Origin of the sequence: Streptomyces sp. CB02058 (assembly GCF_001905505.1) — a bacterium.
Lineage (GTDB): Bacteria > Actinomycetota > Actinomycetes > Streptomycetales > Streptomycetaceae > Streptomyces.
On the sequence record NZ_LIPG01000010.1, the window covers coordinates 1 to 19,770 of the forward strand.

19 protein-coding genes and 4 pseudogenes are annotated in these 19,770 nt (G+C 67.1%); 15 read left to right on the top strand and 8 right to left on the bottom strand.

What is annotated here, in order from left to right; all coding sequences use genetic code 11:
• The 4 genes from AMK10_RS35715 to AMK10_RS35725 form a co-directional block, all read left to right on the top strand.
• A partial coding sequence (locus tag AMK10_RS35715) for an MMPL family transporter (RefSeq protein ID WP_107428573.1) occupies positions 1–2,161 on the top strand: 2,161 nt, incomplete at its 5' end.
• A 67-nt stretch (positions 2,162–2,228) separates the two neighbouring features.
• Entirely contained in the window at positions 2,229–2,882 is a 654-nt protein-coding gene (locus AMK10_RS35720; RefSeq protein ID WP_073753804.1) for a response regulator transcription factor, read from the top strand.
• Positions 2,875–3,057, top strand: coding sequence for a hypothetical protein (locus AMK10_RS37385; RefSeq protein ID WP_143195010.1), 183 nt, complete (start codon positions 2,875–2,877; stop codon positions 3,055–3,057). The genes AMK10_RS35720 and AMK10_RS37385 overlap by 8 nt, the downstream gene beginning before the upstream one ends.
• 14 nt (positions 3,058–3,071) lie before the next feature.
• Complete coding sequence (locus AMK10_RS35725) at positions 3,072–3,404, top strand: DUF6233 domain-containing protein (protein ID WP_073753901.1); 333 nt, start codon at positions 3,072–3,074, stop codon at positions 3,402–3,404.
• 86 nt (positions 3,405–3,490) lie between these two features.
• Here the strand turns inward: AMK10_RS35725 and AMK10_RS35730 are convergent, their stop codons facing one another.
• Positions 3,491–3,700 carry a hypothetical protein gene (locus tag AMK10_RS35730; RefSeq protein ID WP_073753806.1) on the bottom strand — a complete coding sequence of 70 codons (210 nt, stop codon included), beginning with the start codon at positions 3,698–3,700 and terminating at the stop codon, positions 3,491–3,493.
• 395 nt (positions 3,701–4,095) lie between these two features.
• On the opposite strand from AMK10_RS35730, the gene AMK10_RS35735 reads away from it, so the two are divergent.
• Positions 4,096–4,503, top strand: a complete 408-nt coding sequence (locus AMK10_RS35735; protein WP_073753808.1) for a PPOX class F420-dependent oxidoreductase — start codon at positions 4,096–4,098, stop codon at positions 4,501–4,503.
• Here the strand turns inward: AMK10_RS35735 and AMK10_RS38835 are convergent.
• Positions 4,484–4,717, bottom strand: a pseudogene (locus AMK10_RS38835) (hypothetical protein); the annotation flags it as partial. The gene AMK10_RS35735 and the pseudogene AMK10_RS38835 sit on opposite strands and share 20 nt — an antisense overlap.
• 275 nt (positions 4,718–4,992) lie before the next feature.
• Here AMK10_RS38835 and AMK10_RS38395 point away from each other — a divergent pair.
• The 9 genes and pseudogenes from AMK10_RS38395 to AMK10_RS37390 form a co-directional block, all read left to right on the top strand.
• A pseudogene (locus tag AMK10_RS38395) lies at positions 4,993–5,319 on the top strand (hemopexin repeat-containing protein); the annotation flags it as partial.
• A gap of 31 nt (positions 5,320–5,350) precedes the next feature.
• Positions 5,351–5,656, top strand: coding sequence for a hemopexin repeat-containing protein (locus AMK10_RS38400; RefSeq protein WP_241839820.1), 306 nt, complete (start codon positions 5,351–5,353; stop codon positions 5,654–5,656).
• A gap of 907 nt (positions 5,657–6,563) precedes the next feature.
• A pseudogene (locus AMK10_RS35755) lies at positions 6,564–8,911 on the top strand (MMPL family transporter).
• 84 nt (positions 8,912–8,995) lie between these two features.
• A complete protein-coding gene (locus AMK10_RS35760) occupies positions 8,996–9,895 on the top strand; it encodes a sensor histidine kinase (RefSeq protein WP_338014690.1) in 900 nt (299 codons plus the stop codon).
• 28 nt (positions 9,896–9,923) lie between these two features.
• Positions 9,924–10,253, top strand: a complete 330-nt coding sequence (locus AMK10_RS38645) for an ATP-binding protein (protein WP_338014691.1) — start codon at positions 9,924–9,926, stop codon at positions 10,251–10,253.
• On the top strand, positions 10,250–10,930 hold the full coding sequence (locus AMK10_RS35765; protein WP_073753814.1) for a response regulator transcription factor: 681 nt from the start codon (positions 10,250–10,252) through the stop codon (positions 10,928–10,930). Before AMK10_RS38645 ends, AMK10_RS35765 begins: the two co-directional genes overlap by 4 nt.
• A gap of 147 nt (positions 10,931–11,077) precedes the next feature.
• Positions 11,078–11,431, top strand: a pseudogene (locus AMK10_RS38840) (ATP-dependent DNA ligase); the annotation flags it as partial.
• A complete protein-coding gene (locus AMK10_RS38410; RefSeq protein WP_241839811.1) occupies positions 11,432–11,875 on the top strand; it encodes a hypothetical protein in 444 nt (147 codons plus the stop codon).
• Positions 11,876–13,519: 1,644 nt separating this feature from the next.
• On the top strand, positions 13,520–14,437 hold the full coding sequence (locus AMK10_RS37390) for a hypothetical protein (protein ID WP_143195011.1): 918 nt from the start codon (positions 13,520–13,522) through the stop codon (positions 14,435–14,437).
• 305 nt (positions 14,438–14,742) lie between these two features.
• On the opposite strand, the gene AMK10_RS35785 is transcribed toward AMK10_RS37390, so the two are convergent.
• From AMK10_RS35785 to AMK10_RS35810, 5 genes are all read right to left on the bottom strand, one after another.
• Positions 14,743–15,174 (bottom strand): DUF4240 domain-containing protein, encoded by a 432-nt coding sequence (locus AMK10_RS35785; RefSeq protein ID WP_241839812.1) that lies wholly within the window; start codon positions 15,172–15,174, stop codon positions 14,743–14,745.
• Between the two features lie 39 nt (positions 15,175–15,213).
• Positions 15,214–16,031, bottom strand: a protein-coding gene (locus AMK10_RS35790; RefSeq protein WP_382564468.1) for an IS5 family transposase whose coding sequence is annotated in 2 segments (ribosomal slippage) — positions 15,214–15,674 and positions 15,674–16,031 — 819 coding nt in all. Because the reading frame shifts where the segments join, the coding sequence is not laid out codon by codon here.
• Positions 16,032–16,286: 255 nt separating this feature from the next.
• Complete coding sequence (locus AMK10_RS35800; RefSeq protein WP_073753826.1) at positions 16,287–16,661, bottom strand: hypothetical protein; 375 nt, start codon at positions 16,659–16,661, stop codon at positions 16,287–16,289.
• Positions 16,654–17,061 (bottom strand): hypothetical protein, encoded by a 408-nt coding sequence (locus AMK10_RS35805; protein WP_143195012.1) that lies wholly within the window; start codon positions 17,059–17,061, stop codon positions 16,654–16,656. The genes AMK10_RS35800 and AMK10_RS35805 overlap by 8 nt, the downstream gene beginning before the upstream one ends.
• Positions 17,062–17,432: 371 nt before the next feature.
• A complete protein-coding gene (locus AMK10_RS35810; RefSeq protein WP_241839813.1) occupies positions 17,433–17,675 on the bottom strand; it encodes a hypothetical protein in 243 nt (80 codons plus the stop codon).
• 820 nt (positions 17,676–18,495) lie between these two features.
• Here AMK10_RS35810 and AMK10_RS35815 point away from each other — a divergent pair.
• Positions 18,496–18,792: a hypothetical protein gene (locus AMK10_RS35815; protein WP_143195013.1), complete on the top strand. Its 297-nt coding sequence runs from the start codon at positions 18,496–18,498 to the stop codon at positions 18,790–18,792.
• A 114-nt stretch (positions 18,793–18,906) separates the two neighbouring features.
• Here AMK10_RS35815 and AMK10_RS37565 read toward each other — a convergent pair whose 3' ends face one another.
• Entirely contained in the window at positions 18,907–19,131 is a 225-nt protein-coding gene (locus tag AMK10_RS37565; RefSeq protein WP_158070921.1) for a hypothetical protein, read from the bottom strand.
• Between the last annotated feature and the right edge of the window lie 639 nt (positions 19,132–19,770).

The window sequence follows — 19,770 nt, forward strand, 5'->3', positions numbered from 1 at the left end:
CGTCCTTCTCTGGGCATTGATCCTGGGCGCCGTCGGCGCCGGTGCCGCCAGCAGCTCGGGCCCCGCCAGTTCCAGCATCAGCCTGCCCGGCACGGAGGCGCAGAAGGCCTTCGACCTGCTGGGAGAGAAGTTCCCAGCAGCCAACGCCGAAGGAGCCACCGCCCGCGTCGTGCTGCGCGCTCCGGACGGCGAGAAGATCAGCAGCCCGGAGAACAAGACAGCCCTCGAAGCGACCCTTGCCGACGTCAAGGGCTCATCGGCCCGCATCGGGCAGGTCAGCGACCCCATCGCCTCCAAGGCTCTGAGCGCCGACGGCACCACCGCTTATGCGCAGGTCACCTACACCGCCAAGGACGCCGACCTCACCGACGGCGACCATAAGGGCCTGGAAACAGCACTCGAATCGGGCCGTGACCAGGGACTGACGGTGGAAGCCTCCGGCAACGCGCTGGCCGCCCCCGAGGAAAGCCACACCGCTGAGGCCATCGGCTTCGCCTTGGCAGCCGTCATCCTCCTCATCACCTTCGGCTCCCTCATCGCCGCCGGCCTGCCCCTGCTGACCGCGATTGTCGGCGTGGGCGTGAGCATGGCAGCCATCACCGCACTCAGCGGCCCCCTCGACCTCAACAGCAATGCCTCGGCGCTCGCCACGATGCTCGGCATCGCCGTCGGCATCGACTACGCCCTGTTCATCGTCTCCCGCTACCGCTCCGAACGCGCGGACGGCTACGACGCCCGTGAAGCGGCTGCCCGCGCCAACGGCACCGCCGGCTCCGCCGTCGTCTTCGCGGGACTGACCGTCGTCATCGCGCTGGCCGGCCTCGCGGTGGTGAACCTGCCCATCCTCACCGCCATGGGCCTCGCCGCAGCCGGCGCCGTCGTCATCGCAGTCCTGGTCGCCATCACCCTGGTTCCCGCACTCCTGGGCTTCGCCGGCGAGCGCGTACGAGGCAAGAAGCGCAAGAAGAGCGCGCCCACCACAGCCACCACCAAGCCGGGACTGGGGCAGCGCTGGATCTCCTACGTCCTGCGCAGGCCGGCCCGGATGCTCCTCCTGCCCGTGGTCGCCCTCGGCGTGGTGGCCCTGCCTGCCACCCAGCTCGAACTGGGACTGCCGGACGACGGATCCAAGGCCGCCTCGTCCACCCAGCGCAAGGCCTACGACATGCTGTCGGAGTCCTTCGGGCCCGGCTTCAACGGTCCCCTCACCGTGACGGTCGACGGCAAGGACCCGGCCGTCGCCCGCAGCGGCGCCCAGGACATGGCCAAGTCCCTCGGCACCCTCGGGGACGTGGCCGCCGTGACCCCGGCCGCGTTCAACGAGAGCGGCGACACCGCGATCATCACCGTCATCCCCAAGAGCGCACCCGGCAGCGACGACACGAAGGACCTCGTCGCCGACATCCGCGCCCTGTCCGGTGATCTCCGCTCCGACACCGGAGCCCGCTCACTGGTGACCGGCACCACGGCACTCAACATCGACATCTCCGACAAGTTCAGCGCAGCGATCGTGCCCTACCTGGCGCTCGTCGTCGGTCTGGCCGTGCTCGTACTGATCCTGGTCTTCCGGTCCATCCTGGTTCCCGTCAAGGCAGCCCTCGGATTTCTGCTCTCCGTGCTCGCCTCGCTCGGCGCCCTCGTCGCCGTCTTCCAGTGGGGCTGGCTCAAGGACCTCATCGGCCTGGAACAGACCGGCCCCATCATGAGCCTGATGCCCGTCCTCATGGTCGGAATCGTGTTCGGCCTCGCCATGGACTACCAGGTCTTCCTCGTCACCCGCATGCGCGAGGCGTACGTCCACGGCGCCGACGCCCGCACCGCCGTCGAGACCGGCTTCAAGCACAGCTCCACCGTCGTCACCGCGGCCGCCCTCATCATGATCAGCGTCTTCGCCGGCTTCGTCGGCTCCCACGACGCCATGATCAAAGCACTCGGCTTCGGCCTGGCCATAGCGGTCGCCTTCGACGCCTTCGTCGTCCGTATGACGATCATCCCCGCGGCCCTCGCTCTCCTCGGCAAGCGCGCCTGGTCCCTGCCCACCTGGATCGACCGCATCCTGCCCAACGTCGACATCGAAGGAGAGAAGCTCACCAAGCACACCCCCACCGCCCCTACCGTCCGCGAACCCAGCTACGCCGGGACCACGGACCACAACCACTGAGACCTCCACCCACGGGCCCGCGGCGCCATGGCGCCGCGGGCCTGCCCCCTGCCCGAAGGACACGCCGATGCACCGAGTGGTCCTCGCCGGCGGCCCCACCCTGGTCCGAGATGCCTACGCGCACGTCATCGCCGCAGCCCCCGCCTTCACCCTCCAAGCCCACACCGCAACTCTCACCCAAGCACTGAACGGCCTGCACCCCACGGCGTGCGACCTCCTGCTCATCGACGCCCACGAACTCGCCCGCGCCCCATTGGCCCCGGTCAAGGCGCTGAGCCACGCTGCCCTGCACACGCGAGTCGCCGTACACGGCGCGGTCCCCTCGGCCGAACTGCCCCTCCTCGCGGAAGCGGGCGTGACCGGTGTGCTCGGCCCCTTCCTCGAGCCCCACGAATTCCTCACAGCGCTTGATGCCGTCTGCCGTGGCGCGATGGTCATCTCACCGGCGCCCCTCCGCGCACCGGCCGGACCACCTGCTCCCGGGGTTCTCACTTCACTCACGCAGCGGGAACGCGAAGTACTCACCCTCCTCGCCACCCAGCCCGACAACACCGCCATCGCCCAGGCACTCGGCCTCAGCCTCAATACGGTCAAAACCCATGTCAACCGCATCATGCACAAACTCACGGTGGCCAACCGATCCCAGCTCGTCGCCCTCGCCTACGAAACCGGACTGGTCGTCCCGGGGCTTCGAGCCGCCTCCGGTGCACCGCTTGAGTAGCCTTCGAATCACCGAATCGTTGGTCGGGCGTTTCGCCGGATACCGGGCCCGGATTCTGGAGCTGACCGCTCAGGTTCTGACACACCCGTACTGGGAGACGCTGGAGGGCCCGGACCGTGTGGCAGCCCGTACCGCCCTGAAGCACGTCCACGACACCGTCGGCCCCGACGCGTAGCCATGACCGACGACATGCCGACCTCCCACGCCATCAGCGACCTGGAGAAGAACAGAGTCCTCCTCGACTGGCTGCGGTGGCAGGTCGGGCAGACCGAGCGCCGCGTCCGGGAGCTGGAGATCCAGGAAGTCCAGGAGCGGACACGCCGCGAGCGGGCACGGGCCGAGATGGCGTGGAAGATCCAGCCACAGCGCTCCTCCTCGGTGGCGCTGCTGCACCGTGGCGGCTGCGCCACCTACCCGGACCAGGTGGGGCTGATCTCCCGCGAGGACGCCATGGTGGCACTCGCGCAGCCGGACATCGAGCCGTGCGAGGTCTGCCGACCGCAAACCGGACTCCAGGGCTGATCGGGTTCTTCCCCTCGAAGACCGGGAAGCCGTGGGCCGTGGCGCTGCTATCTCCAGTATCCGCCCCGGCACCGCCCCAGCCAGAGCTACGCCGCCGCGTACGTGTGCGCCCGCCCGCCCCGCCACTCCACCCACTGCGGCAGGTCGAGCAGCTGGTCCGCGTCCGGGAGCCCGGCACGGCGCAGGAACTCGACGACGTCCTGGTCCTCGTAGGCCAGCCCGGCGATCTGCCCACGGACGGTGACCCGACGCCCGCCCGTGGGAGAGGGCCGGTGAATGACGACCGGTGCGCTCATCTCTCCAGAGTGCGTCGCGTCGCCAGTCACAGCATGCCGGGGAGTCCCGGAGTCACGCGGCCCTGGGGTGCCGTACACAGGGGGCATGCGGGTGTGAGCTCACGCGCGGAGCCAGGGGCTCGAGTGGGCCGGGCAGGCGGCGGGGCGGCTTCATGCAGGGCGAGGCGACCGGGTCCTCGATCCCGGCCTCTGCCAGGACGAGGTCCTGCCGGGCGGTCGACTGCTGGTCGGTCGAGACCCGCTTGTAGACCAGGAGGGAGTTTCAGGCGTCCAACATCGGTGGTGCGTTGGCCGCCCGGCACCCAGGACGGGGGTGGTCGTTGTACTCCGTGGCGCATCCGCTGTCGCCTTCCGTACCGCGGGTGCGAGACGTCTACCTGAAAGGGCTCATTTCTATGAGTGCCGCACTCTCTGATGATCTCCAGAAGATCATTGACGAGACTCCTGTCTTCGCGACGGTGGCCACAAGCCAGCCCGACGGCAGCCCGCAGTTGTCCGTGACCTGGCTCAAGCGCGACGGTGACGACCTGCTGATCTCCACCACGGTGGACCGCAGGAAGTATCTGAACCTGCGCCGAGACCCGCGGATCAGCGTGATGATCAACCCGGCCAACGCGCCGTACACCTACGCCGAGGTGCGTGGTGAGGCAGAGATCTCCACGGATGGCGCCTCGGAGCTGATCGATGAGCTCTCGCGCAAGTACACGGGCAAGGACTACGCGGACTTCAACCCAGCTTCCGCCGACGATGCCGAACGCGTCGTTGTCCGGATCACTCCGCGCAAGATCGTCGGCTCGCTCTAGCCCTGCCCCCTGCCGTCGCCTTCGACACCAGCGCATACCGGGACAGCGCCGCCATCCGGTTCGGAGGGATCTGCGACAGCCTCAACCTGCCGAGCCGGTACGCGCTGATCTCGTCCACCCGCTCCAGCGCACGGGCGAACGCCGTCCCGGTAGTCCGCGTCGGCGGCCGGCGCAGCCGCTCCAGCTCCGAGAACCGCGAGCCCTCCGGCGTCTGTCTTCACGCCGCCATGGCGGAGAAGCGGCGCCCTGCGGCTTCTGGAGTGATCCGTATCCGCCGTCCACAGCGATCCGTTACGCACCCCTGCGGTGCGAAATCTGAAGCTTATATATCTATGGCCGAAAGATGATCACTGCTTTAGGTATCAGCGCATGCGTCGAGATTTGCTGAGCATGTCTGAGACGGGCGTTTGCTGGCCCTGGGCCTCGCAGGCCGGACGGAGCGGCATCAGCCCGATCCATCCACCCCCCTAGTGCAGGGAGAGCTTTCGCATGGCGACCGATGTACAGGACAGCTTCTACCGGCGGATCGACGCGGTTCTGCGTTCCAAGGACGAGGGACACATCGCCTGGATCTTCAAGGACCGCAACTACATCCGCTACGACCTCAAGGCCGACCAGGGGGTGAGCGGCCCGAGGGAGATCGCCGGGAACTGGCCCGGCCTGCAGGATTCGTTCACCCGCAGCGTCGACGCCGCGCTGAACCGCAGGGACCAGCCGGCCGTCGGCTACCTGTTCAAGGACGACCAGTACGTCCGCTACGACCTGGAATCCAACACCGTCCCTCCGGGCTACCCCAAGGCGATCGCGGACGGGTGGACGGCGCTGCCCGCGCCGTTCCAGCTCGGCATTGACGCCGCGGTCAACCACCCCACCGACCCGCAGGTCGTCTGGCTGCTCAAGGACGACCAGTACGTCGGCTACAACGTCGCCTCCGACAAGCTCCTGGGCGGCCCCAAGCCGATCAGGGGCAACTGGGGGGGGCCTGCCGGACTCCTTCACCCGCCGCATCGACGCCGCCGCGCCCCACGTCACCGACCGTACCAAGGTCTACCTGTTCAAGGACGACCAGTACGTCCGCTACGACCTCGCCGCCGACCGAACCGACGCCGGCTACCCCAAGCCCATCCGCGGCAACTGGCCCTTCTTCAGCTGAACCGGGCCCGCCCCGCCGCCTGCGCCGCCAGCCCTGCCTGTGCTGAGCGGGCTTGACGCGTCGTCGTAACACCGGGAGCGCGGGGGCCGTTCGCCGGAGTTCGCCTGAAGTGCTCGGCCGGGACATCCCGGCCGAGCACTTCTGGGAGGACGCTGTGCGGCTCAGCGGCCGCATCCAGGTCACTCGATGACGTCCTGGTCCTCCTAGGCCAGCACGGCGATCTGCCCACGGATGGTGACCCGGCGCCCGCCCGTGGGGGAGAGGCGGTGGATGACGATCGGCGCGCTCATCTCTCCAGGGTGCGACTCCAGGCCGGTCCCGGCATGCCGGGCGACCCTCCCGGTCGCGCCCCGTGCGGAGGGTCGTACACCGGTTACATGAACGAGGAACAGGCATCGTGCACCCGGGCGAGATCGTGCCGGAGAGCGGCATCTACGTGTGCGACTGTGGCGCGGGCCACCACTGGAGTACCGACGTGAAGGGACACCGTTTCCCGCCGCTCCCGGAGGGCTGCCCAGGGGGTTCGTGGACGCTCCAGACGGACGCGCACCCCGACTCCTGACCCAGGCACCCGACCGCGCTGGAGGGAGTCTTACGTGGTCCTGAGGCCTCCCGTGGAGCCGATGCTCGCCCGCGCCCGCGAAACCCTCCCGCCCTTCACCGGACGGATGGCGGTCCAGCCCAAGTTCGAGGGTTCTCCAGACATCTGAAGGTGTTTCATAAGGGCGCCCCAGCCATCCCAGCAACTGAGCCGCTTGGTGGCGCATCTGGCCGCCTTCTACTGAGATCTCAGTAGGTGCTCCTGCAGTTGCAGTACAGAGCGGTGTCCGTAGCCGCATGACGACGGGGCGGGGTCTGCCGAGTGAGCCTGGAACGGCTATCGGAGACGGATACGGAGACCCCTGACGTGGCAACTTTTCTTTATCGGCTAGGTAGGAATGCCTTCCGGTGGCGGGGCTATGTCGCCCTGGTGTGGCTGGCGATTCTCGCCGCGGTCGGCCTGGGCGCCATGCAGGCGCCCGAGGCGTCCGGTGGGGACGAGTCGATGCCGGGGATCGAGTCCCAGCAGGCGTACGACCTGATGCAGGAGCGTTTCCCCGGGGCCACCCCCGACAGCGCCGGCGCCACGGTCGTCTTCGTGGCCCCCGACGGGCAGAAGGTGACCGCGAGCGACAACAAGAAGGCCATCGAGGAGACGGTGGACGCGCTGGGCGGCGGCGCGCAGGTGGCCGGTGTCGCGGACCCGTTCACGTCGAACGCGGTCAGCAAGGACGGATCGACCGCGTACGCGAGCGTCACGTACAAGGTGGGCTCCGACGATGTCACCGACGCCAGCCGCACTGCGGTGGAGGACGCCGCTGCCCAGGCACGTGACGCGGGTCTGACCGTCGACCTGGGCGGGTCGGCGATGGAGGCCGATGACGGGCTGAGCGGGGTCGCCGAGATCGTCGGCATCTCCGTGGCCGCCCTGGTGCTGCTGGTCACCTTCGGTTCGCTGGCCGCAGCCGGGCTGCCGCTGCTCACCGCGATCGTCGGCGTAGCCGTGAGCCTGTTTTCGATCATGCTGCTCGCCGGGCCGCTCGGGCTGTCCTCGGACGCCAGCACCCTGGGCATGATGCTCGGCCTGGCAGCCGGCATCGACTACGCCCTGTTCATCGTTTCCCGCTTCCGTGAGGAACGCGGCAAGGGCCACGCGCCCAAGGAGGCAGCGGGCCGGGCGGTCGGTACCGCCGGTTCGTCGGTCGTCTTCGCCGGACTCACCGTGATCATCGCGCTGGCCGGTCTTGCAGTGGTCGGGGTGCCGAGCCTGACGCAGATGGGACTGGCTGCCGCGGGCGCGGTCCTGATCGCCGTGCTGGCCGCGCTGACCTTCGTGCCGGCCATCCTCGGATTCTGGCCGAATGCCGTACTACCGCGCCGTATGCGCAAGGGCGCGGAGCGCGCAGCTAAGGGTTCCCGTAAGCGCCGCAAGCAGCAGGGCTCCAGGGAGACGGACGCGGTTGCCGCGTCCACCACGCACGCTCCGGTCGCACAGTGGGCTGGCATCGCCGAGGCCGCCTCCGAGGCGTCGAAGAAGGACCGTGGCAATCTCGGCACCCGCTGGGCCCGCTTCGTGCTGCGCCGCCCGCTGCCCGTGCTGATCCTCGGTGTTCTGGGCCTGGGCGCGCTGGCTGTTCCGGCGGCGAGCCTGCAGCTGGGCATGCCGGGCGACGAGGCCCTTTCGACGTCGACCACCCAGCGCCGCGCCTACGACGAGCTCGCCGAGGGCTTCGGCCCCGGCTTCAACGGGCCCCTGACCGTCGTCGTCGACGCTCAGGGGGCATCCGACCCCAAGGCGGCCGTCGCCACGATCAGTGACAAGATCGCCGACACGGGCGGGATCGTGTCCGTCTCACCGGCGAACTTCAACAAGGCCGGTGACACCGCGGTGTTCCAGGCCACCCCGTCCACCGCCCGACCGACGCCAAGACCAAGGACCTGGTCAACTCCATCCGCAGTGAGCGCCCGGCTCTGGAGTCGGACACCTCCGCCACGTTCGAGGTCACTGGCACGACCGCGCTGAACATTGACGTCGCCGCCAAGGTGCAGTCCGCTCTGGTGCCCTACCTGATCACGATCGTGGGCCTGGCGTTCCTGCTGCTGATGGTGGTCTTCCGGTCCGTGTTCGTGCCTCTCAAGGCGGCGCTCGGCTTCCTGCTGTCGGTCCTGGCGGCCCTGGGCTCTGTGGTGCTGGTCTTCCAGCAGGGTCACCTCGCGAGTCTGTTCGGGATCCAGCAGACCGGCCCGATCATGAGCCTGATGCCGATCTTCCTGGTGGGCATTGTGTTCGGCCTGGCCATGGACTACGAAGTGTTCCTCGTGGCGCGGATGCGCGAGTCCTACACCCGCGGCGAGAGCGCCCGGCAGGCCGTGGTGACTGGGTTCCGGCACAGTGCCCGGGTCGTGGTGGCCGCCGCCCTCATCATGATCGCCGTGTTCTCCGGCTTCATCACCGAGACTGGCTCCATGATCAAGATGATCGGGTTCGGCCTGGCCACGGCGGTCCTCCTGGACGCTTTCGTCGTGCGGATGGCGATCGTGCCCGCCGTCCTGGCCCTGCTCGGTGAGCGGGCCTGGTGGCTGCCGAAGTGGTTGGACCGGCTCCTGCCGCGCGTCGATGTGGAAGGTGAAGCCCTCGACCACCAGTCGGCGTCCGACGACCAAGACGGGGAACCGGGCCCCACCGCCGACAAGCCGGACGCCGTGCACGTCTGACCCGGCCCACCCGCCCTGTGCGGGCCGCACCGAGAAGCCTTCTCGGTGCGGCCCGCACAGCCGTCCTCCTGATCATCGGCGACCATGGACCCAGCACAGGCACTCGGAGAACAAGCGATGACGAGCTACCTCGAACGGTTTGCAGAGCGCCATCCGCACCTCGCGGATGCCGTCCTGACCGTCGCCCTGTGCGCCTGCATGGTCTTCGGAGCCGAGGTCAGCACCACCGACTCCACGGCCCCGGCCAACCCGTGGCCCGCCCGCCTCCTGGCCCTCGCCTGCGCCGCCGTCCTGTTCAAGGCACGCAGCCATCCACGCGCCGCGCTCGCCGTCACCGCCGCTTGTGCTGCCGTCCTCACCTTCCTGGGCCACCTGCCCAGCCCGCTGCTCCTGGCCCCGGTCATGGCCGCCCTGTACTGGGTGGCCACCCTCACCGACGCACGGACGACCAGCTGGTGCGCGTATCCGACCATGGCCGTTCTGGTGGCCACCTCACTGTCGGCCGCGCCGATCGGCGACGACTTCATGCTCCGCTCCGTGGGCACCGTCTTCTGGCTCCTGCTGCCCCTGGCCCTGGGCGGCCTGAGCCGCTTCCGCCGCGCCTACCTGGAATCCGTCCAGACTCGCGCCGCGCACGCCGAACGCACCCGCGAGGAAGTAGCCCGCCTGCGGGTCACCGAGGAACGCATGCGCATCGCCCGCGAACTGCACGACGCGGTCGCTCACCACATGGCCGTCGCGCACGCTCAGGCAGGCACCGCCGCCCATCTCGCCCCCACCCAGTCCGAGCAGGCCCAGAAGATCCTCAAGGAGCTGGTCGGCACCACCTCGTCCGCGCTCCTCGAACTGCGCGCCACCGTCGGAGTGCTGCGTCAGACGGGCAACCCAGAAGTCGACACGTTGGAGCCCGCCCCGGGGCTGGAGCGTCTGCGAGCTGGTGGCCGCGTGCGCGTCGGCCGGTCTCACAGTCACGGTCACCACTGACGGCGAGCGGCGTCCTCTGTCCCCGGGTGTGGACCTGACCGCGTACCGGATCATCCAGGAAGCCCTCACCAACGCCACGAAACACGCCTCCGACCACCAAGCCCAGGTCCACCTCAGCTACGCGCACGCGCGCCTGCGCCTGGCCGTCACCAACTACGGCCCGCCCGTCGCCCCCGCCGTGCCCGGCGGCGGCTACGGCCTAATGGGCATGCGCGAACGCGCCGCTTCCGTCGGCGGGGCTCTGCACGCCGGGCCCCGCTCCCAAGGCGGCTTCCAGGTCACCGCCACGCTCCCGCTCCAGCCTCTCAGTCAGGCGGAAGCCCTGGCCGACCGACCAGAACCAGAGGAACAGCGTTGACCATCCGTGTCCTGCTCGCCGACGACCAGGCCCTGCTGCGGGGCACGTTCAAGCTCCTGATCGACTCCTGCACCGACATGGAAGTTGTTGGCGAGGCCGCCGACGGCAGGGAAGCGGTCGAGCGCGCCCGCGCCCTCCACCCTGACGTCGTCCTCATGGACATCCGCATGCCGGGCACCGACGGCCTGGCCGCCACCCGGACCATCTGCGAGGACGTCGACCTGGCCGGCACCCGCGTCCTCGTCCTCACCATGTTCGAGACCGAGGAATACGTCGCCCAGGCCCTGCGCGTCGGCGCGAGCGGCTTCCTCGGCAAGTACGTCACCACCGACGCCCTGCTCGACGGCATCCGTACGGTCGCCGCAGGTGAAGCGCTCCTCTCACCAGGTGCCACGCAGGCCCTGATCACCCGCTTCCTCACCACACCTGCCGCCGGAACGCCCCTGGCTCCGGTGGAACGTCTCGGCGACCTCACCCCGCGCGAGCAGGAGGTGACCGTCCTCGCAGCGCAGGGCAAGTCCAACGACGAGATTGCCGAAGAACTCGTCCTCAGCGTCCTGACCGTACGCACCCACATCCAGCGCGCCATGACCAAACTCGGCGCTCGCGACCGCGCCCAACTCGTCGTCATCGCCTACCAAAGCGGGCTGGTGAAACCCGAGTCGCCCAATCTCTAACCGGCTGGCCAGCGCCGTGTCTCATGAGACACGGCACAGTCTGGAGAACGACGGCTTCCGGGCCCTGCTCTACACCCCACTCCACGCGGGTGACCCGGTGCTCGTGCAGACCCGGCGCGGGGCGCTGGTCCAGGACCGATTCCCGACCTGACCACGGCCGCACGCAGCCTCCCGAACGGACTCGTCCTCGACGGCGAGCTCGCCGTCCTCGACCACCACGGCCAGCTCAGCTTCACCGCCCTGCAACTCCGCGCGACCGCCGGCCGCAACGCCCGTGCCCCGGCCGCCGAGCTCCCCGCCCACTTCATCGCGTTCGACGTCCTGCAAAACGACGGCCAGGAGCTCCTGGAGGAGCCGTTCGCCCACCGCCGCGACGTCCTGGAGGAACTGTTCGCCGGGCACCAGCTCGGCCCGCCGTGGACGCTGTGCCCCTCGACCACCGACCCCACGGTTGGGGACGAGTGGCTGCATGAATGGACCGACGTGCCAGGAGTCGAAGGGGTGGTGGTCAAGAGCCTGACGGGCCGCTGCCGGCCGGGCGTGCGCGGCTGGACCAAGGTCCGCCGCAGGAATACCACCGAAGCACTCATCGGCGCCGTCACCGGCTCCCTCCACCGCCCCCAAGTGCTGCTCCTGGGCCGCTACGACACCACCGGCCGCCTACGCCTGGTCGGCAAGACCGTCCCGCTCAAGCCCGCCCCGGCCCGGGACCTCGCCGAGCACCTCACCGCGGCCGGCCCCGAACACCCGTGGACCGGCGTCCGCTTCACCGCCTCCTGGACCAGCCGCACACCCCTGGAACCGGTCCTCGTCGACCCCGCCCTCGTCGCGGAGATCAGCGCCGACGTGTCACAGGACCACGGAGTATGGCGCCACCCCCTGCGCTACGAACGGTTTCGTCTGGACGCGGACGAAGCGGATGTTCCGCCGTTCGGCGAGACGTGAACTCACGTGCCGGGGGCTCCCATGAGTCGAGGCGCGTTCGGCCCGCAGCTCGCCGTACGGTGCCCCCGGGAAGCCCGTGCGCTCCAGGGCGTCCGAGGAAGCACTTGCGGGGCTAGCGCCGTCGGGTGTCACTTTGCTGCCGGAGAGGCCGCTGCGTGAAGTGCATCACAGGGGTGTCTCAATCTGGTCAGAGTGACACCTACGTCATTAGTGAGAGTGAAAATTCGAGACCTTCCCGACCTGCGTCTTCCTGTTCTCCATACCCGTGGGTGTCTGGCATACGCCAGACACCCACGGGTATGCCGTAACCGCAGGTCAAGACAGGTGTGTGGGTTCTCGTGATGTGTCATTGTGATGTGGCTCGGCCTGGTCCTGATGTGTCATCAGAGAGGAAGTTAAGCAGCCGCGTTGCCTATGAATCTGCCAGCCTGACCTGATCCGTCGGGCATTCGACTCGCTCTCACTCTTGCGAGAACTCACCTCCCGCTCCGTAGCACCGCCCGGACCTCCATTCAATGCCCCACCGATCGTTGAAACCGCAGGTCAGCCAACTTTTGCGTCGCTAACCCGCCCTTCGTGCACTGTGCTGCCCGCACCCGCCCTGCCCTCCCGGCCCGGGACGCAGGGCGCTGTTGTCTCCACACCCAGCCCGAACCCACAGGGATGCAGCACCAGCTGCTCACCCGTCATCAACCCAGGGGGAAACCATGACCACGACCGCCCCGCAGCCGCCCGCCGGCACACCTGCCTCGCCCGCCGCACCGGCTCAGCCCGTGTGAGTTCTCGGCTCTTTCGGGGCAGTTGAAGCAGCTTCGATCTGCTGCTTCGTGACTTGAGTTGGACGGCTGCACGGGATGAGGTGCCTCGTCTGAGCAGGGAAGTCTCAAGTAGCGCCTACAGCTGAAGGCTGTGACCTGTGACTCCGCTGAATGAGTAGATTCTCGTAAGCATCGCGAGAATCCCATAGCTTCGTCTCTCTATATGTGCAGGTCAGAGGCATAGTAGGGAGTGCGTCGCCTTTTCCCGAAGTTCGGTACCCGGCTGAGCGAGGTGGCAGCCATGCCACTCGGGTGCAGTCGGCCTGGACGGTGTTTGGTGCGCCGCGCAGACTGGGGGAGGCGCGACGCTGCTGACCGGTCTCGGCCGCTACCTGGACGGGTGCAACTGCCTGCGCGACGCCTACATGACGACGATGGCCGACCTCGGCGTCACCCACCGACCTGTCACCCGCCGACTTTCTGGCGGCCCCCGCCACGAGCACCGGGCCATCTACTTCGTCACCGAGCAGTGAGGACCACGACCTGAGTGACGGCCTGAGCCCCGAGGCCAACACCTGCCCGCCCGAACTGCTGAACGCCACTACGTCTTCGGCCTGGCACCCATCAGCTTCAAGGGCGGGGAGCAAAAGAGCGCACCCGCACGTCCTTCTCTCTCGCTTGTTCGATAGGAGGCCCGTAGAGCCTGCCGCTTGCGCACCCTGACGGGCTCCACCATCAGGGTCCAGCGTCAGCGCACCACGAGCCCGCAGCAGCTGGGGCCTGGCACGAAGCAACGCGGGACGCCGCCCTCAGCTGATGAGCTCTGGCCCCCATCTCCCCAACAAATGGGGCGCACTTCACCAGACAGCGGTCTACCGTCAACATCGTGACAACTGATGCCTGGCACCTGCTGAGCCACTCCCTGCGGCAACTACGCTCGGAGTTCGACGACACCTACGGTCGCTATAACGGCATCGCCGTGCCAGGTTCGCCGGCTGAACTCGAACCGCAATATGACTTGGCAGGCGAGTGGGGAGCGACTCCGGAGCAGGATGCCCACCTGGCTGCCATATCCCCTGTCATGGCTGTGATGGACCATCTTGACGGCCTGGCCGTGCTTTTCACTTCCCCCAGCGGTCTGATGGCCTCTCACACGGTTGCCCGCAGCACATTGGACATTGCCACGAAACCTTGGTTCCTTCTGGAGCCCGAGATCGGTTCACGGGAGCGAGTGCGGCGGTACATGAATTATCGACTGCAGAGCCTTAAGGAACAGTCGGCAATGGTCTCAGATGCCACAACGCCGGGAGCCGATCGTGCGCGCGAGTACCTGAGAGAACGCATGGAAAGAATTCTTCGTGCTGCTCGTCACCATGGGTTCTCTGTCAAGGGGAAAATCGCAGACAAATATCGGCCCTGCTACCTCGGGCCAAGCTCGGCGCCGACCACGACAGCGATGGCAAGCAAAATTATCGGGACTGGTAACTCCGATCTGGGCGTGCTGCTATGGCGGGCCACCTCGGCTGTAGCGCACGGGCAGCCTCATGGACTAATGATGTTCGTCGCAGAGGCTCCAGGTGCCCCTTCGACAGGGCCAGACGACCACTTTGCTTACCGACAGATTCAGTACAGCCCGCAGGACGCCGCTATCCGGTGCGCGGGCGCTCCACTTTCGACTCTGTCGATGTTGGATCGTCTGTACTCCCATTGCGGCTGGCCCGCGACCAACTTGGAGATGACCAGGCAGGAAGTTCTCAAGACCTGGCAGCAGGTCATGAGACAACCGGAGCTTTCCGAGAGCTGAACCGCCCGTTCCTCAAGGCGGTGCCCGCATGACCATCCCCCGCGACTGCTGGCGTCTCAGCGGCACGGATACCAATAGTGCCCATCCCGAACACCGAGCCCTGCGAGTGGGAGCCGTGACCGCCCGCAGCAGGCCCCCGCTTCCAAGAGCTGTGCCCTGTTCGGCAGCTTTCAGCTCTGCAGGCCGCGTTCGAGACGGTGCGCTGCCTCGGCGAGGGCCCCACCGGCGCGGGACTCCGGAATTCTGCCCCGGGAAAGGCCTTAGACGTCGTTTCTTATGGTGCAGGCAGGAGCGACTGCGGGCGCCTATGTGGTGGTCCACCCGGCTGTGTTGGAGTAGGACTCGTAGCTGTAGCGGGTGCTGCGGTCCCATTCGTCACCGGTGAGGTGCTTGTACGCGTTGTCGGGTACGTAGAGCAGGGCTTCGGCCCAGACGAGGTCGCTGGCGTACGGCATGAACTGCTCTGGGTCTCGAAGTACGCGCTCGAACTCCTCACGGCCGGCCGCGACGACCGCAGCCCGGGTGTACAGGAACTGATCGCTCGACAGGCCATCACCGTTCTCCTTGCGGTCCAGCCTGTACAGGGCCCAGGAGAGCTGCTCGGCGAAGCCGACCACGTCAGATACAGGGCCGTTCGTCAGGCGGGCGGTCAGGGCAGCGGCAAGCTCATCACCCTCAGGATCGGGGACAGAGGGACTGCACGCTTCGATGAGCTGCCAGAAGGCGTTCTCGTTCATGTCGGAGAGCATGGCGGAGGGGTGTGACAGATCGGGGTGTCAGGTGCTTGCCCTGGCTAGTCGGCGGTAGCCGATGAGGGCTGCGGCTATGCCGACGAAGGCGAGGAAATGCTCGGCCTTGCGTTCGTAGCGACGGTGGAGGCGTCGGCAGCCGGCCAGCCAGGACACGGTTCTCTCGACGACCCACCGATGTCGGCCCAGCCTCGTGGAGGATTCGACGCCTCTGCGGGCGATGCGGTGGCGGATGCCCCGCGAGCGGAGCCATCGGCGCAGGTGGTCGTAGTCGTATCCCTTGTCCGCGTGCAGTTTCGCCGGCCTTCGGCGCCGGGGCCCGCGGCGGGATCGGATGGGTGGGATGCCGCGCACGAGCGGCTCCAAGCCCTGGCTGTCGTGCATGTTCGCGCCGGAGATGCCCAGGGACAGCGGCAGCCCGTTCCTGTCGGTGATCAGGTGGATTTTCGATCCCAACTTGCCGCGGTCGGTCGGATTCGGTCCCGTCAGTGGCCCCCTTTTGCGGCCCGCACACTGACCGAGTCGATCGCGCACCGCGACCAGTCGAGCTCGCCCCGTGCCCCGAGTTCGTCGAGGATCACGCGGTAGAGCCTGGCCCAGACCCGGTCCCGGCTCCACTGGGCGAACCGGCGGTAGACCGTGGGCCACGCCGGGCCGAACACCGGCGGAAGCTGCCGCCAGGTGCAGCCCGACGTCGCCACGAAGATGATCGCCGCCAGCGCCTCACGGTCACCCGCCCGGCGCCGGCCGCCGCCCTGCGGACGTATCACCTCAGTCGGTGGTACCACCCGCCTGAACAGCACCCACAACTCGTCCGGCACCAGTCGCTCCACGAGATCCGTCATGCACGGATCAACGAACGATCACACCATAAGAAACGACGTCTTAAGAGCCGCTTCTCTCCACATGCCCTGAAGGCTACCCAGCAGCAGGCCCAGCCCCGAATGAAGGCGCCTGGGCCACGCGCCAACACCAGGTGGACGATCTCAAGCCGGATGCTCCGCCCAGCTGCGCCGACATCACGAGTTCAGATTCAGTAGACGCCCTGCCGACCGAGATCGTCGGAGACAAGACCCACAACGCAACTCTGAAACGATCAGTTAATCTGGCACCTCCTCATACGGCTGATTGGCTTGCATTCGCAGCCTATTGGCCTTGTCCTGCTGGGCCCTGTTGAATGTCTCCTGCAGCTTGGCGCGTTGCGTTTCGTCCTTTTCCTTCTCTATCATCCTCCTCAGCTCCTTCAAGTGCACGGCGCTTTGCGATCTCGCCATGCGGTTGTCCACGCGATTAACGAAGGCGGCGAAGATGATCGGAAGTAGAAGGATGAGGAGAGGCGTTGACCAGATGCAGATTTTCCCGGGCCAAGTGGTCGCACCGAGGTTGTAGCCGACTGTCACGACGGTCCCGGCAATGCTTGCACTACTGAAGTCTGCGGGAGTGAGTAGCTTCTTCGATTTGATGGCCCTAGTCATTGATCGACTCACCCCGCGCCGGGTCTTGATCTCCCGCGAAGCCGTCGAACTCGCCGTTGCTGGAATTTCGTTCGTTCACCGAGCGCGTGTGAATGTTGAACACGATGCCGCCGTGAACGTTGATGACGCTATGGGTCGTATCGCTTCTATGGCTGCTGTGACTGTGCCTTTGGGAGAAAACCGAGTGCTCAACAGGGACGCCCTCTTGGTCCACGATGGCGGAGAAGACGGCCGTGGCTGCGGCCTCGTCAGCGCCATTTCTAAGGGCGGCCAAGGCCTCTTCCTGCGCCTTGAAGAAAACCCCTTCTCGCTCCCGGCGGCGCTGAGTCAGGACGTGTTGGAGCGCGGCAAGGTTCACGATCACGGCTGCTGCCGCGACGAGGGCGGTCACTAGATCCACGTACCGAGAGTAGACCGGCAGGTGCGGGCGCAGGCCCCAAGTCTGCAAATATCAATCGGAGGTCAATCATCCACTTGCGAATGGAGTCGCAAGTGATCAAGCTCCACTTCGAGGACGACTGTGCGCCCCGCGAGAGGGCTAGAAGAGCTTGTTGTCCTGGCGGGAGTGTTTGGCAATGCAGCCGTTCCGTTCAAGCCGGAGCAGCAGCGGCAAGCGGTTGACCTGTCAGCCCGTCTCCCGGACCCCCGCCGGAAGGGCCCGCGGGCGACAAGATACGGGCTCCCGCGCGGCGACGGAGCGCGCTGAGAGGGTCCTGCAGCGGCCGGCCAGCCCAGGAGCCGTCGCCGCCGCAGCGTGGTCCCGGCAGCAGCTCAGGCAGTGTTTACCGGTTCGGCGTAGGTGGTGAAGAGCCGGTCGCCGGTGAGCTTGTGGTGCGTGAGCTGTTCCCCGACGGCCTGCTCGTCTGCCCACCGGTCCGGACTAGAGGCGAGCGCGGCCGTGTAGGCCATCACGGCCTCCTTCAGCTTCCCGAACAGCTCGGGCGTGATGACGCGCATGCCCGGCACCGCGATGGCCTCGGGGTCCTGTCCCGCGCGCCGGGCCTCGGTGGCCATGTCCGACCGTACGGAGTGGCCGGTGACGAGTTCCTCGAAGCCGGCGCGTAGGGCCGGCCGCCGTGCTCAGGTCGCCCGGCCCGCTGCGGGGTGAGGCCGGGGGCTGGACGGCGGCGTTCTGCCGACCGTGTGAAGGCTGATTGTCAGTCCACCTTGCTACAACACGACTGTGAAACGCCCCAAGACCGATCACTTAGCCGTCGCCCTGGAACTGCGTGCCTCCGGCCTTGAGCCGGTAGATCACTATCCTGGCGTGACTTCGAAGCCCTTCGCCGTGCGCTGCACCCAACCAGGGTGTCAGGGCCACACGGAGCCCTTCCCCGTTTACCTGAGTGTCGTCCGAAAGCTAGCCACGAAAGGCCGGGTCGGATGCGTTCACTGCAACAAGAGGAACCGGGCGATTTGCCGCCGAGGGGACATGATCCGGCTCGGACACGTATTGCCCATTGTGGAAATTCCCGACGTCAAGACCGCGGTGCGGTCATGGTGCTTGCGGTGCTGGAAGATCTGCGAGCCTGGCCCCCGGCTGGACAACATCAGGAACGGCAAGCAAGGAGGCTGCGGCCACTGCGGAGGGAAGCGACGCCTCCCAGACAGCGTGGCCCGGGAACGCGCTCGAGCCTGGGGCTATGTTCCAGATCCGAACATTCCCTACACAAGCGACGCCAACAAGTGGCCCGGCCGGTGCCTCGCCAAGAATCATTACTGCGACCCCGTGCTGAACTCTCACAAGAGGCAGGGCCCCTGCGCTGCCTGCGCCGCGAACGGCTTCAAACCGCACCTCCCCGCTCTCCTGTACCTGGTCACGAAAGCTGAGCTCGTGGCGGCCAAGATCGGCATCTGCGAAGACAGTCCCAGGAACAGACGGCTCTATGAACATCGGCGCAACGGCTGGACCACGATCGAGACGATGCGTTTCGCCGTCGGTTCTGATGCCCGCAAGGTCGAGGACATCATCGTCCGATCCTGGCGCAGTCGGCTTTTGGCGCCCGTGCTCGACAACGGTTACGGGTACAACGGATACACCGAGACGGTGTCGCTCCAGGAACTTCGCATCAGTGAGATCTGGTCCGAGGTCTGCGCCGCCACCGATCAAGTCATGGCTGGGGCCAAGTGACTGTCACTCGCTCCGAGCAGCTCGTCCAACTTGGAGGACAGGCGATTCATGGGGTCGGTGTCACCCGCCGACTTTCTGGCGGCCCCCGCCACGAGCACCGGGCCATCTACTTCGTCACCGAGCAGTGAGGACCACGACCTGAGTGACGGCCTGAGCCCCGAGGCCAACACCTGCCCGCCCGAACTGCTGAACGCCATCGGAGACGTCCTCGCCACCGCGCACCGCCATCAGAACGGCGTTGCTTTCGAACCAGACGGCGACGGATGGCACCTCCACTACCTCATCGATGAATGGCCGACTGTTGAAAAGTGCGAGCTCGCTGTGGTCGATGATCTGCACGAATGCCGTGCGGCTGGAGCCCTGGTAGCGGGCACACAGCTTGCCGTCTGCCTGGATACCGGGCGCGAAGCTCGCGACGAGCCAGTCACCGCGGTGTCAGGGGGTGAGGGTGTGCTGCCGGCCGCCGGGCTCCATAACGAGCCGGCCCCCGCGGAGTACCGGTTTGGCCCCGTACTGTCGACCCGTCCGTAGGTGTGGCACAGGATCCGCTGCGGTGAGGTGTGGGCGCTGGGTCGCGCACGAAGCAAATGGTGCTCGATAAGCGCGTCCTGGGATGGAACAGGAGGAGTGCTGGCGAGACCAAGGCATCTGCATCCCAGCACCACCGGGACCTCGAGAGGCGCCCGTCTCATCAAAGCCGATTCATATAGCACATGAAACTTCATCAAGGCAGGCGTAAACACCCACTCAAGGATGACCTGGTCATACTCGCCACGCTGGTCTGCTCGGCGGTGGCGCAGGTCGAAGCGGTTGGCGATCTCGAAGAGGGCGCCTTCGTCTTTCTCGAGCATCAGAAAGGAGAGCCGCAACATCAACAAGATCGGCTGGCCGAGGGGCGCGGTTTGGCTTGCACTTGTGCGTGGGCTGATTCCCGAAGCAGGGTCCTTCCTCCTCAGCGGAGGAGGAAGGACCCCATGG

Excerpts from the sequence above, each read along its gene's own strand:
- AMK10_RS35720 (WP_073753804.1), top strand. The coding sequence starts at position 2,229 with ATGCACCGAGTGGTCCTCGCCGGCGGCCCCACCCTGGTCCGAGATGCC.
- AMK10_RS35725 (WP_073753901.1), top strand. The coding sequence starts at position 3,072 with ATGCCGACCTCCCACGCCATCAGCGACCTGGAGAAGAACAGAGTCCTC.
- AMK10_RS35730 (WP_073753806.1), bottom strand. The coding sequence starts at position 3,700 with ATGAGCGCACCGGTCGTCATTCACCGGCCCTCTCCCACGGGCGGGCGT.
- AMK10_RS35735 (WP_073753808.1), top strand. The coding sequence starts at position 4,096 with ATGAGTGCCGCACTCTCTGATGATCTCCAGAAGATCATTGACGAGACT.
- AMK10_RS35760 (WP_338014690.1), top strand. The coding sequence starts at position 8,996 with ATGGACCCAGCACAGGCACTCGGAGAACAAGCGATGACGAGCTACCTC.
- AMK10_RS35785 (WP_241839812.1), bottom strand. The coding sequence starts at position 15,174 with ATGAACGAGAACGCCTTCTGGCAGCTCATCGAAGCGTGCAGTCCCTCT.
- AMK10_RS35800 (WP_073753826.1), bottom strand. The coding sequence starts at position 16,661 with ATGACTAGGGCCATCAAATCGAAGAAGCTACTCACTCCCGCAGACTTC.
- AMK10_RS35810 (WP_241839813.1), bottom strand. The coding sequence starts at position 17,675 with ATGGCCACCGAGGCCCGGCGCGCGGGACAGGACCCCGAGGCCATCGCG.